Source organism: Pontibacter mucosus (genome assembly GCF_003054055.1).
In the GTDB taxonomy this organism is placed as follows: domain Bacteria; phylum Bacteroidota; class Bacteroidia; order Cytophagales; family Hymenobacteraceae; genus Pontibacter; species Pontibacter mucosus.
This window is the reverse complement of record NZ_QBKI01000001.1, coordinates 11853-25882: the sequence shown is the minus strand read 5'-3', so window position 1 is coordinate 25882 and position 14030 is coordinate 11853. Positions and strand designations below refer to the sequence as shown.

The window sequence follows — 14030 nt, the reverse complement described above, 5'->3', positions numbered from 1 at the left end:
CTTTATTAAACAGTATCCCAAGCTGGGGCGAAAGAAGGGCTGATGAGGCGCGTGTTGGCCTGCTTCAGCTGGTTTATCTGCGCTACTTCCTGGGGCGTGAGCTCAAAGTCGAAAATGTTGAAGTTAGCCTCGACGTTTTGCTCTTTGGCGCTTCTGGGGATAGCCAATACCCCGTCCTGCTGCATGAGCCAGCGCAGCGTTACCTGCACCTCGTTTTTGCCATACTTGCTGCCAATGCTTTTCAGCGTCTCATTGCCCAGTACCTTGCCTTGCGCAATCGGGCTGTAGGCAGTCAGCGACAGGTTGTGCTGGCGCAGGTAAGTATAAAGATTGTCCTGGTTGAGGAAAGGGTGGTACTCCACCTGGTTGGTGATGATCTCAGCACCCGTGGCCAGCACCTTGTCGAGCAGGGCAGTGGGGTGGTTGCTGACCCCGATGTAACGGGCGTAGCCTGTTTCCTGGGCCTTCACCAGTTCTGCCATGTATTCCTCTACCGGCACCTCCGCGTTCGGCCAGTGTATCAGCAGCAGGTCCACGTAATCCGTGCGCAGCTTCTGCAGGCTTTCCTCCACAGAGGGCATGAACTTTTCGCGCGACAGATTCGTCGGAAGCACCTTGGTGGTCAGGAAAACCTCGCTCCGGGCTATCCCGGACCTTCTGATAGCTTTGCCCACCGCCTCCTCGTTCTGGTACATCTGCGCCGTGTCGATGTGCCGGTAGCCAGTGGCCAGGGCATGGGAAACGATTTTTTGCGCTGTATCTCCCGCTAGCTGGAAAGTGCCCAGGCCTAAGGCTGGAATGGCGGCTCCTTTTATCTGGATATATTTCATAGAAATTCTAAAGTATGTACATTACTTGTGTATACAAATGTATAGCGAAAAAAATATTAGCCCCTTAGTTTATCAAGCAGGTTGCTAGCCATAACAGCTTCCTCTTTCGAAAGTTTATGGAAATGCGCTAAAAGTTCCGGGAAGCGCGCGTCTACCTCCTGCAGTTTTTTGAGCCCTTTTTCAGTAATGCGCACCTCTATCATGCGGCGGTTGGCCTGGCAGATGTCGCGGGTAACGTAGCCTTTCTCGATCAGCTTGTCGATGAGGCGGGTAACGTTGGAGTTGCGGTCCACCATGCGGTTCTGGATGTCGCCGAAGCAGGCAGGCTCGGGGTTCTGCCCCCGCACAATGGCCAGCACGTTATGCTGCTGCAGCGTGAGGCCAAGATCGCGGAAAAAAGGAATGAGCTGCTGGTTCAGCCAGTTGTTGGTAAACAATAGGTTGGCCATCAGGCGACGGTAATCGTCCTTAAATTCCTTCTGATTTATTTCGTCTTCTATCCGCATGGTCACAAAGGTACTTTTTGTTATTTGTATATACAACTATTGGCCCGAAAAGGTTTTGCGGACAAGCAGCAGAGGGTGGTGCGGGTATAAAAAAGCAAAGCGCCGTGCCGTAGCACCGCGCTTTGCAAAGTATAAGTCTGAGCTCTAAAAGGAGAGATTAGTCCCAGTACGGGGTGCCTGTTTGCTCCTGGCCATCGGCGGAGAACACGAGTTTGTGCTCCTGCTTGTCTTTCTCCAACTCTACCTGGTATAGGGTGTCGCCATCCTGCACCAGCACATCGGCATCATCGATGCGGAAGCCGGCGTACTTCTGGTTGATACCAGCCTTTACTTCTTCCGGCAGTTCTGCCTCAGGCAGGTCATACTTGTGCTTCAATAGGCTACCGTTGGCGCTGAACAGGGCATCATAATCCACCAGTTCCTGGTCGAAATCGGCCTCAAAGTCTTCGGCCTTCTTTTCCCACTCAATGTTCTGGGCATTCGGGAAGGCGCTGATCAGGCTTTCTTTCACGGCTGCAGGCACGTCGTCCGGCTTTACATCATCATCTTTATCGTCGCAGGCAAACAGGAAGCTGCCCAAAAACAGGAGTGCAAATGCTGTAGATTTCATGGTATTTGCTTTAAAGGTTAAAGAATTTTTATGCCTCAAAGCTAAAGCCCGAATCTGAAGTAAACCTGGAGCAAATCTGAAGCAATTCTGGAGATGAGGCAGATAGCGTAATTTTTTGGTTTTTCTTCAAGTGTGCCTGCCTAAGTATGAACTCCGGTCAAAGAACAGGGGGGAGTTCTCTTGCAGTGCCGGGTCCAACCACCCCTGGCCCCTCCTTAGCCAAGGAGGGGAGCCTGTGATTACTTTGGCTGAAGTATAAGTTCTATAGCTGCTGTTCTCGCGCGGACAGGTCGCGACCTGTCCCTACAAAGTATAAACCCAGCAGACAATTATCATCCCCCTACCCCCTTCGAAGGGGGACTTGGTTCCTGTTGCATCAGCAGCAGCTATCAAATGATTCCCAGTTTTTCTGGGAGGCGCCTTGTGAGATCCTGTGCCCGTCAAGGGCATGCTGAGCGCGAGCGAGGCAAGGAGGGAACACAGCGCCGAGCGGGAAAACGAGGCCTCCCGGCCTGGGAGGGCAGAAAGTATGAAATGCAACGTTAGGCTCGTGGGGACTAGAGGATGAGCCGTGGTTTGGAAGTATAGCTTGCCTCAAGTTTAAGAAAGCAGGAGCTAGAAAGTATAGCTGGGAAGTATAGAAGTATAGCAGAAGATAAGTATGGCTTTTCAATCCAGTGGGTTGCAACCCCGACACCATAGTTAGGCACGAGTTGCGAACTCGCGCCAGCGAGGAGTATAAATCAGCAAGTATGAAAGTATAGCTTAAGTATAAATAGCAGAGTATAGGCAGAAGGCGAACAGCTATCACGCTCGCAAGGCTCCAAAAAAAGAAAGGCCACCACGTATGGCAGCCTTTCCCTAATCTCCTTATTTCAAACCTACAACCTCTTGCTCCACCGGCTGCTCCTTCTTCTCCGCCTTATAAAGCAGGGTAGAGCAGTTGGTTTTGCGCAGCACCTCCTGGGCACAGCGCTGGATGTCGTCCGGCGTGACGGCCTGTACTTTCTCGCCCTCCAGGTTGATGAGGTTGGTGTCGCCGAGCAGCTTGCTGTAAGCCAGGTTCATGGCGCGGTTCAGCAGCTCAATTTCAGAGAACACGATGCTCGTCTCAGCCTGGTTTTTTACCTTGTTCAGTTCCTCCTCGTCCACGCGATTATCTATCAGTTCCTGCACAATGGCCTCGATGGCGGCATTAGCTTCCTGCAGGTCCACGCCTTCGTTCAGCTTGCCCTGGATAATAAGCAGGCCCGGCTCTATACTTCCCGACACAGAGGCGGAAATGGAGTTGAACAGCTTCTGCTCTTTCACCAGTTGCTCGTACAGGCGGCTCGACTTGCCCCGGCCCAGGATGTCGCTGATCAGGTCTACGGCATGGTAGTCGGGGTGCTGGCGGCCCGGCATGTGGTAGGCTTTGTAGATGGCGCTGAGCGGCACGTCGGAACTTACCTCCAGCACGCGCTCCTCCGTCTGCCGCGGCTCGGCCAGCAGCTGGCGCTCATACTTCTCACCGGCCGGGATGGGCCCAAACCATTTTTCGGTCAGCTCCTTCGCCCGATTAAAGGTCACGTTACCGGCTACTACCAGGATGGCATTGCTGGGCGAGTAGTGTTTCCTGTGAAACGCTTTCACGATGTCCATGGTCGCCTCCTCGATGTGGGCGATCTCCTTGCCGATGGTAGCCCATTTATAAGAGTGTTCCTTATAAGCCAGCGGGCGCAGCTTCAGCCAAACATCGCCGTAGGGCTGGTTGAGGTAGTTCTGCTTAAACTCCTCTACCACTACCTTGCGCTGCACCTCCAGGCCGTGCTCGCTAAAGGCCAGCTCCATCATGCGGTCCGACTCCAGCCAAAAACCGGTTTCAATGTTCTGCGCCGGCACCGAGAGATAATAGTTCGTGATGTCGGGGCTGGTGAAGGCATTATTCTCGCCGCCCACGCGCTGCAAAGGCTCATCGTACACCGGGATATTCTTGGAGCCGCTGAACATCAGGTGCTCGAACAGGTGCGCAAAGCCCGTGTGGGCCTCCTCCTCGTCGCGCGAGCCCACGTCATAGAGCACGTTTAGCACCGCCATGGGCGAGGTATGGTCCTCATGCACAATCACGCGCAAACCGTTATCCAGGGTAAATTCTTTAAAATCTATCATATCTTAATTGCTCCTTAGTTGGATTGTTAGGGGGATACTGCAAGGGCACTTAACCCGAACCCCATTCCTAAACTATCCGGTTATACTTTTAAACGCGGGCTGCGGCTATACTTTATACTTTGAAAGTATAGAATATAGAGACTTTTTTGTCTTTGCTTGCAGCCTTTGCAGGTTTTCTGTAGCTTTTGCTCGCTAAGGCGAAAAGGGCTAATTCCCTTGCCTTACTGCATTAACCGAACGAAGCAAAAGTATAAATTAATGGCATAGCTTTCGGGTGCCTTGCCATTAATTAACCCAAAAACTATAACGAGGTTTTCATTAAAGAGATGAACTATAACCGCAAAGAGTACTCTGAAGAGGAACTAATCAGGCTGTACCGCGCCCTGCTGAAGCCGCGCATGATTGAGGAACGCATGCTGGTGCTGCTGCGGCAGGGGCGTGTGAGCAAGTGGTTCTCCGGCATCGGACAGGAGGCCATCTCGGTGGGCTCGGCCCTGGCGCTGGAGCCTGACGAGTACATCCTGCCGCTGCACCGCAACCTGGGCGTCTTCACCGGCCGCGAGGTGCCGCTGGACCGCCTGTTTGCGCAGTTTCAGGGCAAAACGCACGGCTTCACCAAGGGCCGCGACCGCTCTTTCCACTTCGGTACCAACGAGCACCACATCGTAGGGATGATCTCGCACCTGGGCCCGCAGCTGGCGGTGGCTGATGGTATTGCCCTGGCCGACCTGCTGGAGAACAAGGAGAAAGTGACGCTGGTGTTCAGCGGCGATGGCGGCGCCTCGGAGGGTGATTTTCACGAGGCGCTGAACGTGGCCGCCGTGTGGGGTCTGCCCGTGATTTTCCTCATCGAGAACAACGGCTATGGTCTGTCCACGCCAAGCAACGAGCAGTTCAAGTTCAAGCACTTTATTGATAAGGGCCCGGCCTACGGCATGGACGCCCTGCAGATTGACGGCAACAATATCCTGGAAGTATACGACACCATCCGACAGGCCGCGGCCAGCATCCGCAAGAACCCGCGCCCGATGCTGATTGAGGCCATTACGTTCCGGATGCGTGGCCACGAGGAAGCCAGCGGCACCAAGTATGTGCCCCAGGAGCTGTTCGAGCGCTGGGCCAAGAAAGACCCCGTGGAGAACTACGAACGCTACCTGCTCGACGAACTGGTGCTGACGCAGAAGGCCATGGAAAGTATAAAAGACGAACTGAAGGCCGAGATAGAGGAGGGGCTGAACATCGCCTTTAACGAGCCTATGCCCACAGCTAACGCCGAGCAGGAACAGGCCGATATGTACAGACCTTTCAACCAGGAGGTAATCAAGCCGGCCTCGGAGGCCAAAACGGAACGCCGCTTCGTGGATGCCATTTCTGACGGGCTCCGCCAAAGTATGGAGCGCTTCCCGGAACTGGTGCTGATGGGGCAGGACATTGCCGAGTATGGCGGTGTGTTCAAAGTGACAGAGGGCTTTGTGGAGAAATTCGGCAAGGAGCGCGTGCGCAACACGCCACTTTGTGAGTCGGCTATCCTGGGTATTGGCCTGGGGCTGTCGGTGCGCGGGCAGAAAAGTATGGTGGAGATGCAGTTTGCCGATTTTGTGAGCGCTGGTTTCAGCCAGATTGTGAATAACCTGGCCAAGAGCCATTACCGCTGGGGCCAGAACGCCGACGTGGTGGTGCGCATGCCCACAGGCGCGGGTACCGCGGCCGGGCCGTTCCACTCGCAGAGCAACGAGGCCTGGTTTTTCCACACGCCGGGCCTGAAAGTTGTTTACCCATCCTCGCCCTACGATGCCAAGGGCCTGCTGAATGCCGCCATCGAGGATCCGAACCCGGTGATGTACTTTGAGCACAAGTTGCTGTACCGCTCCATTTCGCAGGAGATTCCGGATGATTACTATACTGTGGAGATTGGCAAGGCCAGAACGGTAGCCGAGGGCACCGACCTCACCATTATTACTTATGGCATGGGCGTGCACTGGGCCAAGCAGCTGCAGCAGGAGCTAAGCGATGCCAGCCTGGAAATCCTGGATCTGCGAACCCTGCTGCCCTGGGACCAGGAGGCCGTGCGTGCCGCCGTGGAGAAAACAGGCCGTGTGATTATACTGCATGAAGATACCATGACCGGAGGCATTGGCGGAGAAATCGCCGCCTGGATAAGCGAGCACTGCTTCGAAAAGCTCGACGCCCCGGTGGCCCGGGTAGCCAGCCTGGACACTGCCGTGCCGTTTGCGCCGCCGCTGGAGCAGGAGTTTTTGCCACGGCAGCGCCTGCGCCAGAAAGCAGAGGCCATGCTGAACTACTAAAATGGGAGCGGCACCGTATACAAACTTGTAGTATGCGGTGCCGCTTTTGTGTTTAAACTGTGTTTAATAAAATTATATTACTATATTTGCATCATGCGTATACTTCGGCCATACCTTATGATGTTGCTGTGCCTGGTGCTGCTTGCGAGCGCAGGCTGCCAGCGCAAAGGTATTATCCCATGCCCCAAGCCTACCAGCAAGCGCACGGTAAAAGTGCAGGGCCCTAACTCCCAGGGCCTGGAGGCTATTAAAGTGAACACCGACAAGAACGGAAAGGTGAAGAAGTCGCGCGGGCTAGGATTGTTCTAGAAACCAGTTAAGACAGAATCAGTATAAAACCATGATGAAGGTAGGTGTTGTTGAATCTTGCTGCCGGACAGCATACAAGTATAGCCTGGGCCTGCTGCTGTTCTTCCTGTTAGGTACGCTGCCCGGTTACGGGCAGATAAGCTACCAGGCATCGGCGAAGCATGACCAGCAGCTGCGAAAATCGCTGCGGGATGCCGAGAAGGTAGACAGCAAGTATAAAGACAGCCACCTCAACACCGACGCGTATACTTTTAAAAAGGGAGAGGCAGGGCGCAAGCAGGTGAAGCGGAACAAGCGGGATCAGTTGCAGTTCAACGTAAAAGGGGATCCCGCCAAGAAGTTGAATCTGTTTAAGAAGAAAAAGAAGTATAAAGCACGCGACGGAAAGAAGCAGTAACAAGAGAATTAAAATACCTGACGATATGAATTGGCACCCGCTTACCAGCGTAGAGCAACTGGACGAGATACTGGAAGAGTCGAAGAGCACGCCGGTGGTGATTTTTAAGCATAGCACAGCCTGCGCCATCAGCTCCACAGCCAAAAGCCGTCTGGAGCGCCAGTGGAACGGATCCGGTCTGGACCACGTGAAGCCCTACTACCTCGATTTGTTGAGCTACCGCCCCGTATCCAACGAAGTGGCAGAAATGCTGCAGGTGCAGCACGAGTCGCCGCAGCTGCTGCTGGTGCAGGACGGCGTTTGCACCTACGATGCCTCCCACCTGGGCATTAGCGTGGATGGAGTGCGGAAGCAGGTATCAGCATAAGTATACTGCAGCTGCCGTTTTATTCGTATAAAGTACGGGCAGCAAATACGTGGAGCGGGCACATTTATACTTTCTTTCATCGTTTACAAGTATAAATACAGCAGGCCCTGCTAACAGGCTGAGGACAACAGCGGTAGGTGCCGGTTGCATATATCCTTAGTTTGAAATACACGTAAATCTGTGTACTTTTATACCATCTGAAACCACAAGCTCCGTGATAAGATTTCTGACATGCATACTGGTGGCTGCGCTTCTGGCGGTTGCCCCTGCTGTTGCCCAAAGCGAGGAGGATGAAAGCTTCGAGCGGGAGACAAGCTACGGCATTAACTTCAACTCTAACGGCGGCCTGATTGGCGGAGCCTTTGTGCGCTCCTCGTTTTACATGAGCAAGAACATGTACCAGTTCGGGGGCATCGAGATTGTGGAGATAAAGCACCCGAAGGAGGAGCGCTACCTGAACTATGTGGGCGAGCCCTTCGTGTATGGCAAGAAGAATTACTTTTTTGTGATAAGGCCGCACTACGGGCGCGAGCTGGTGCTTTTCCGTAAAGCCGCTGAGTCCGGGGTGCAGGTAAACGCGCTGGGTGCCGTTGGCCCTTCTCTCGGCCTGCTCGTACCATATTATATTGACTACAGCTACGACGGCACCACCAACGATGTGCGCACCGTGCCCTACGACGAGACTATCCACACCAATACCGACTATATTCTGGGAAGTGACACCGTGTTCCGCGGCCTGGGGCAAACCAAGTTTAAGCCGGGGCTGCACGCCAGGGCAGGCCTGAGCTTTGAGTATGGCCGCTACCGCGAAAGTATAGCCGGCATAGAAGTAGGGGTGGCGATAGAGTATTTCCCGAGCACGCCTGTCATCATTCCGCTGGCCGAGAACAACAACACCTTCACCTCGGTTTACCTGAACCTGTTCTACGGTAGCCGAAAGTAAACCTCCTGCAGAACATTTGCTGCCACCGGCTTGTTAGAGAGTCATATCTTCCATAGGCTTTACATTTTTGACCTGTGGTTAAACTCTTAAGCCATAACTTCCTATCTTTGCAGCATGGATGAAATGATGACACTTCCGGTAATTCAGCCAAACGCCAAGCCCGAGGGACTTAATGCGTTAGGCCAGCCCCGCAAGCCAAACTGGCTGCGCGTGAAACTGCCGGTTGGGAAGGAATACACCAAAGTAAGAAGCATAGTAGACGAATATAAACTGCACACCATCTGCGAGAGCGGCAACTGCCCCAACATGGGTGAGTGCTGGGGTGCAGGCACCGCTACTTTCATGATCCTTGGTAATGTGTGTACCCGCAGCTGCTCCTTCTGCGCTGTGGCCACCGGCCGTCCCAACGAGTATGACGAAGACGAGCCGCGCCGCGTAGCGGAGGCCATACAACTGATGGGGGTAAAGCACGCCGTGATCACCTCGGTGAACCGCGATGAGCTCAAAGACCGCGGCGCCGCTATCTGGCACGAGACAGTGAAGCAGGTAAAGCTACTCTCGCCCAGCACCACCATCGAAACGCTTATCCCGGATGTGAAAGGCACCTGGGAGGCCCTGATCACGATGATCTCGGCAGGCCAGGAGGTCGTGTCGCACAACATGGAAACGGTGAAGGACCTCTACCGCCGCGTGCGTCCGCAGGCCAAGTATGAGCGCTCGCTGGAGCAGATCCGCCGCACCAAAGAGTATGGCAAGCGCACCAAAACCGGTATCATGCTGGGCCTTGGCGAAACACGCGAGCAAGTATACCAGGCGATGGATGATCTGGCCGCCCATGGCTGCGACATTCTGACGCTGGGCCAGTACCTGCAGCCAACCAAGCTCCACATAGAGGTAGCCGAGTTCATACACCCTGATTTGTTCGACCACTACCGCGAGGAGGGCCTGAGACGCGGCATAAAGTATGTGGAATCCGGTCCATTAGTACGATCTTCATATCACGCCGAGCGCCACGTAAACGTTTAAAGGCATAACAATAATAGAAAATGCCCCTGTTGCACAAATTTGCAGCAGGGGCATTTTTTATTGCTTCATTTTGGGGTAATCATAAAATTGCATTTATCTTATATTTTGATAAAAATATTCAAATATATTTGAAAATACTGTTGTGTAATGTAATTTTATCGGCGAAATCCTGTGTACTATGCCTATGTAAACAACTTTACTTTTCTCTTTAATGCAGTTCTATTTGCACTGATTACCCCCAACATTTTTTACCGGCTTTGACGAGGCTCATGCGGGCAGGCTATTCCTTTCATTTAATATTTTTATATAAATATATAATGAATTAATTGTTTTGTTAGCAACAATTTTCAGCCATTCAAGTAAAAGAAGGTAGGATAGATATAGCCCTATCTATGGATATGTAAGTGACGTTATATACAGTTATTTCTAAGTTTTATGATTAAACATCTACTGCTGACCTTTCTTTTACTGACTGGCAGTATCACCCTTGGCCTGGCGCAGGAGCCGGGCATAGACATTAACCTTGGCCGGGCAACTACTTTTTCGGCGCTAGCCAACAAGAAGATTGTGTTCAAGGGGCCCGGGATAACCAAGATCCAGGGCAATATTGGCGTTAGCCCTAACAGGACCATCGAGGGCGAACAGTTTGCCGATGTGCTCGGCAGAAAAGAACGCAACACAGAGCTGGCCAAAGCAGGCATGGAAAATGCCAGCAGAATCTACAACGAACTGCGAGCCCTGGTTCCAACCCTAGAGTATGCCCCCAACCATGAGCTGGGAAACAACAACTCGGTTGGCCCGGGCATTCACAGGTTCAGCACCAACACGCTGCTTAATGGTACCCTGCGGCTCGACGGCCAGGGGGATATCAACTCTAAATTCATCTTCGTTATAGACGGCGACTTTATCTCCAACAGCGGCAGTATCCAGTTTTCGGACATGGGTGCCTCCGCCAAAAACGTTTACTGGATTATAAATGGCTCCGCCACAATTGGGGCCGGTAGCTCTTTCCAGGGTAACATCATTGCCACAGGAGACATCACCTTCCATAACAGAGCGGCGTTGGTAGGCCGTGCTTTCTCGCTTGGAGGCACTATATACTTCGACGAAAACTCCACGGCCATGCCGATCATCGTAGAGACCAACCTGGAGGTGAAGAAGGATGTGGAGTACAGCGAGGTGACGCTGGGCGCTAAGGTTACCTATACGATAGAGGCCACCAACAGAGGGTTGGGCGAGGCCATGCACGTGATGGTAAACGAAGAGATACCGGCAGGGCTTCGGTTTGTAAGGGTTATCTCCGCTACCAGAGGCACATACGATCCGGTAGCCCATCAGTGGTTTATTGGTGACATGAAGGTGGGCCCCACCGAAGTCCTGAAGCTGGAGTTTGAGATAGTCAGCACAGGTAACATCAAAAATAAGGTAATTATTATTGGCGATAACCCGGACCCAATTCCGGATGATGATGAGGACGAGGCAGAGGTGGTGCTACCAGACCTGGGCGTAACCAAGCAACTGATCGATCCAAAGCAAACATACTACGTTGGCGACTTTGTAGATTACAGGATCACGCTGAAAAACTACGCAGACAAGGCTGAGGAGCATGTGTATGTAAGGGAGAGGCTGCCACAAGGCCTGGAGTTTGTAAGCTATACAGCTAGCGCTGGCGTGTATAATCACCTGGCTGGTGTTTTCTATGTGCCGTCTGTTGCCGGAAACTCGACCGTTACGCTTACCATCAGGGCCAGAATTGTAAAGCCAGGCGAGATCAGAAACATCGTTAGCATCATTGCCAAGGATGTCGTTCCAACAGATCCTACAAAACCGACCGATCCTACAAATCCGACCGATCCAAACAACCCAGGCGATCCAACTGATCCGAATAACCCGGGAAATCCAACAAACCCTGGAGATTATGAAGACTCTGACCCGGACAACGATGAGGATGATGTGGTAATACCAGAGGTGAAGTGTAACCCTGAGCTGGCGGTAGCCATCCAGACGGCGCCAGCGTCGGTTTGTGCCAGCGCCACAAACCTGACCTTTACCGCCGCGTCGGAAGTGATTGGCGGTACTTATACCTGGCAGCTGCCGTTGGGCTGGAGCTTCGCGGCAGGCTCTGACAGAAACAGCAAGCAAATAGTAGTAAATGCAGGCCCGGCCAGTGGCAACCAGACAGTAAAGGTTACTGTTAAGGACCAGTGCGGCAAGACGGCAAGCGCGGAGGTGGTTGTTAACGTTACCGGAGCACCGGTAGCGCCAGCCATCACCGGAAACGACGCGGTATGTTTTAACGGCACTCTTACGCTGGCCGCAGGCGAATCAGCAGAAACGCTGACCTATGAGTGGACGGTAACTGCAAACCTGGAGATTGTTGGAGCCAGCAACGGCGCCAGCGTAGGGGTGAAGGCGAAAGAAGGCAGCTTGCTGGGCGGCACCGTAACCCTGAAAGTAACCAACAGCTGTGGCTTTAGCAGCACGAAAACGAAAGCTATCAAAGTGACACCGGCACCTGCTGCGCCAACAGCCATTCTCGGGGATATGGACGTATGCGCCAGCAAGCAGCTTAAGCTGAGCACAACCGCCGTAGCAGGCGCCACCAGCTATACCTGGGTATTGCCGGAAGGATGGCAGTTCGCACCAGGTTCCGCCACCGATGCCAGAGAGGTAACCGTTGTGGTTGGCGGGACAAGCGGGGAGAAAGAGGTTAGTGTGAAAGCCAACAACGCGTGCGGCAGCAGCGAAGCATTCACCAGAAAGATTAAAGTTAACGAGGCACCAACCATCGACAACTTTACCCTGACAGGAAAAGAGACCGCCTGCCAGAACGAAACAATTGAGTTTATGGCGAAGGTGCTTCCAGGTGCCGAGTATAAATTCGCTGTATCCGGAGGCCTACAAATTGTATCGCAGGCTGGAAATAAGGTAGTTGTAAGAGCGGGTGCTGCCAATGGTGCTGTATCTGTAACTGTTACCGACTTCTGTGGCAACACGCTGACTATCTCTAAAGAAGTAGTGGTAACGCCGATGCTGACCACGCCGACTATCTCTGGTGAAAGCAACGTGTGCCAGAACAGCACAGGCAATGTGTACACAGCGCCGGCCTATGAAGGCGCGGTTACTTACAAATGGACTGCGAACGGTGGCTTAACCATCACCTCCGACCCTAGCGCTGCAAGTGTAGAGGTAAGCGCATCAAGCACGGGCGGTACCCTGACGCTGGAAGTTAGCAATGGCTGCTTCACTGTTAAAGCCCCTAAAATGATTGGTATTAACCCGCTGCCGCAGGCGCCAGCCAGTATAAGCGGTGCATCTAAAGTATGCGCTGGCTCACAGCAGACCTACACCGCCACAGCCGTAACAGGGGCGACTTCCTATAGCTGGACTTTCCCGGCAGGCTGGGTAGTCGTAGCAGGTGAGAACGAAAGAACGGTAACCGTAACGGTGGGCAACGCCGGCGGCAAAGTAAGTGCTAAAGCTGCGAACGCGTGCGGCAGCAGTGTGCAGGCAGCCTCTCTGGATGTTGCGGTAAATGATGTGCTGGCAGCCCCGGCCATCAGCGGCAGCAACGGCGCCTGTATCGGTGCAGAGCTTACTTATACGATACCAGCCGTAAGCGGAGCGACCGGTTACCAGTGGAGCGTGCCGGAAACCTGGAAACTGAAGTCAGGCCAGAACACGACCAGCATCGTAGTGGTGGTGGGCGATAAGGCCGGGAATATCAAGGTAGCGGTGAGAAACGAGTGCGGTCTGGGTGCCGAAGCAACCAAGGCAGTAGCCCCTGCACTTGCACCTGCCGCTCCGGCTGTTGCAGGCAACCGCGATGTATGCGAGTATACACAGCAACTCACTTATACTATCTCTAACGCTGAGGAAGGCGCTACCTATACTTGGTCGCTGCCACAGGGCTGGAGCTTCGAAGGCGGCAATACAGGTACCACTGTAACAGTAAATGCTGGCTCTGCATCAGGTGCTATCACCGTAGTGGGTACCAACAGCTGCGGCACTTCAGAAGGTAAGTTCGATATCGTGGTCTTCACACCGCCGGTAACGCCGGGCCAGATAGCCGACAAGAGCAACGTGTGCGATGGACTTGTGTTCTCCATTGAGCCGGTAGCAGGCGCCACAGGCTATACCTGGACGGTAAGCAGCGGTTTCACCATCACCTCCGGTCAGGGCACCACCTCTATTAAGGTGAAGGCCGACAGGCCAGACCTGCAGGGCACAGTAACCGTGGTGGCCGACAACGGCCCTTGCAGCAGCATGGAAGCCTCAGCCCCGGTAGATGCCGCCAAAGCCGACGGTAACCTGGACTTCCCGAAAGCCTTCAGCCCGAACGGCGACGGTAAGAACGACAACTGGCATATCCGTAACCTGGAGAAATTCCCGACCAACGAGGTGACTATTTTCAACCGCTGGGGATCTGAGGTGTACAAAACCAAAGGCTACCAGAACAACTGGAATGGCAAAGGACTGGAGCAAGGTACTTACTTCTACAAGGTAAGGGTGACATTATGTGACGGCGTAGTGAAAGAGTATACCGGCTACACCACCATCTTCAGGTAGTAGCTAAAAATTTAGTAAT

11 protein-coding genes are annotated in these 14030 nt (G+C 53.4%); 7 read left to right on the top strand and 4 right to left on the bottom strand.

Annotation, left to right across the window (positions count from 1 at the left end):
- Window positions 1–5 precede the first annotated feature (5 nt).
- The 4 genes from C8N40_RS00090 to C8N40_RS00075 form a co-directional block, all read right to left on the bottom strand.
- Window positions 6–830 carry an aldo/keto reductase gene (locus C8N40_RS00090; protein ID WP_108209788.1) on the bottom strand — a complete coding sequence of 275 codons (825 nt, stop codon included), beginning with the start codon at window positions 828–830 and terminating at the stop codon, window positions 6–8.
- A gap of 56 nt (window positions 831–886) precedes the next feature.
- Window positions 887–1336 (bottom strand): MarR family winged helix-turn-helix transcriptional regulator, encoded by a 450-nt coding sequence (locus C8N40_RS00085; protein WP_108210395.1) that lies wholly within the window; start codon window positions 1334–1336, stop codon window positions 887–889.
- Window positions 1337–1493: 157 nt separating this feature from the next.
- Window positions 1494–1946, bottom strand: coding sequence for a PepSY-like domain-containing protein (locus tag C8N40_RS00080; protein ID WP_245904921.1), 453 nt, complete (start codon window positions 1944–1946; stop codon window positions 1494–1496).
- Between the two features lie 870 nt (window positions 1947–2816).
- Entirely contained in the window at window positions 2817–4094 is a 1278-nt protein-coding gene (locus C8N40_RS00075) for a M16 family metallopeptidase (RefSeq protein WP_108209787.1), read from the bottom strand.
- A gap of 326 nt (window positions 4095–4420) precedes the next feature.
- On the opposite strand from C8N40_RS00075, the gene C8N40_RS00070 reads away from it, so the two are divergent.
- The 7 genes from C8N40_RS00070 (at window position 4421) to C8N40_RS00040 (ending at window position 14011) form a co-directional block, all read left to right on the top strand.
- Window positions 4421–6400 carry an alpha-ketoacid dehydrogenase subunit alpha/beta gene (locus C8N40_RS00070; protein WP_108209786.1) on the top strand — a complete coding sequence of 660 codons (1980 nt, stop codon included), beginning with the start codon at window positions 4421–4423 and terminating at the stop codon, window positions 6398–6400.
- A 93-nt stretch (window positions 6401–6493) separates the two neighbouring features.
- On the top strand, window positions 6494–6709 hold the full coding sequence (locus C8N40_RS00065; RefSeq protein ID WP_108209785.1) for a hypothetical protein: 216 nt from the start codon (window positions 6494–6496) through the stop codon (window positions 6707–6709).
- A gap of 31 nt (window positions 6710–6740) precedes the next feature.
- Entirely contained in the window at window positions 6741–7106 is a 366-nt protein-coding gene (locus C8N40_RS00060; RefSeq protein ID WP_108209784.1) for a hypothetical protein, read from the top strand.
- 25 nt (window positions 7107–7131) lie between these two features.
- On the top strand, window positions 7132–7473 hold the full coding sequence (gene ytxJ, locus C8N40_RS00055) for a bacillithiol system redox-active protein YtxJ (protein ID WP_108209783.1): 342 nt from the start codon (window positions 7132–7134) through the stop codon (window positions 7471–7473).
- A gap of 214 nt (window positions 7474–7687) precedes the next feature.
- Window positions 7688–8416: a hypothetical protein gene (locus tag C8N40_RS00050; protein WP_108209782.1), complete on the top strand. Its 729-nt coding sequence runs from the start codon at window positions 7688–7690 to the stop codon at window positions 8414–8416.
- 123 nt (window positions 8417–8539) lie between these two features.
- The gene (gene lipA / locus C8N40_RS00045) at window positions 8540–9442 is read left to right on the top strand and encodes a lipoyl synthase (RefSeq protein ID WP_245904920.1); all 903 of its coding nucleotides are present in this window, start codon (window positions 8540–8542) and stop codon (window positions 9440–9442) included.
- Window positions 9443–9877: 435 nt separating this feature from the next.
- Window positions 9878–14011 (top strand): ice-binding family protein, encoded by a 4134-nt coding sequence (locus tag C8N40_RS00040; protein WP_108209781.1) that lies wholly within the window; start codon window positions 9878–9880, stop codon window positions 14009–14011.
- Window positions 14012–14030: the final 19 nt, after the last annotated feature.

Coding starts and splice junctions, on each gene's coding strand:
- C8N40_RS00070 (WP_108209786.1), top strand. CDS start 4,421: ATGAACTATAACCGCAAAGAGTACTCTGAAGAGGAACTAATCAGGCTG.
- C8N40_RS00065 (WP_108209785.1), top strand. CDS start 6,494: ATGCGTATACTTCGGCCATACCTTATGATGTTGCTGTGCCTGGTGCTG.
- C8N40_RS00085 (WP_108210395.1), bottom strand. CDS start 1,336: ATGCGGATAGAAGACGAAATAAATCAGAAGGAATTTAAGGACGATTAC.
- C8N40_RS00075 (WP_108209787.1), bottom strand. CDS start 4,094: ATGATAGATTTTAAAGAATTTACCCTGGATAACGGTTTGCGCGTGATT.
- C8N40_RS00090 (WP_108209788.1), bottom strand. CDS start 830: ATGAAATATATCCAGATAAAAGGAGCCGCCATTCCAGCCTTAGGCCTG.
- C8N40_RS00060 (WP_108209784.1), top strand. CDS start 6,741: ATGATGAAGGTAGGTGTTGTTGAATCTTGCTGCCGGACAGCATACAAG.
- lipA (WP_245904920.1), top strand. CDS start 8,540: ATGATGACACTTCCGGTAATTCAGCCAAACGCCAAGCCCGAGGGACTT.
- C8N40_RS00040 (WP_108209781.1), top strand. CDS start 9,878: ATGATTAAACATCTACTGCTGACCTTTCTTTTACTGACTGGCAGTATC.
- C8N40_RS00080 (WP_245904921.1), bottom strand. CDS start 1,946: ATGAAATCTACAGCATTTGCACTCCTGTTTTTGGGCAGCTTCCTGTTT.
- ytxJ (WP_108209783.1), top strand. CDS start 7,132: ATGAATTGGCACCCGCTTACCAGCGTAGAGCAACTGGACGAGATACTG.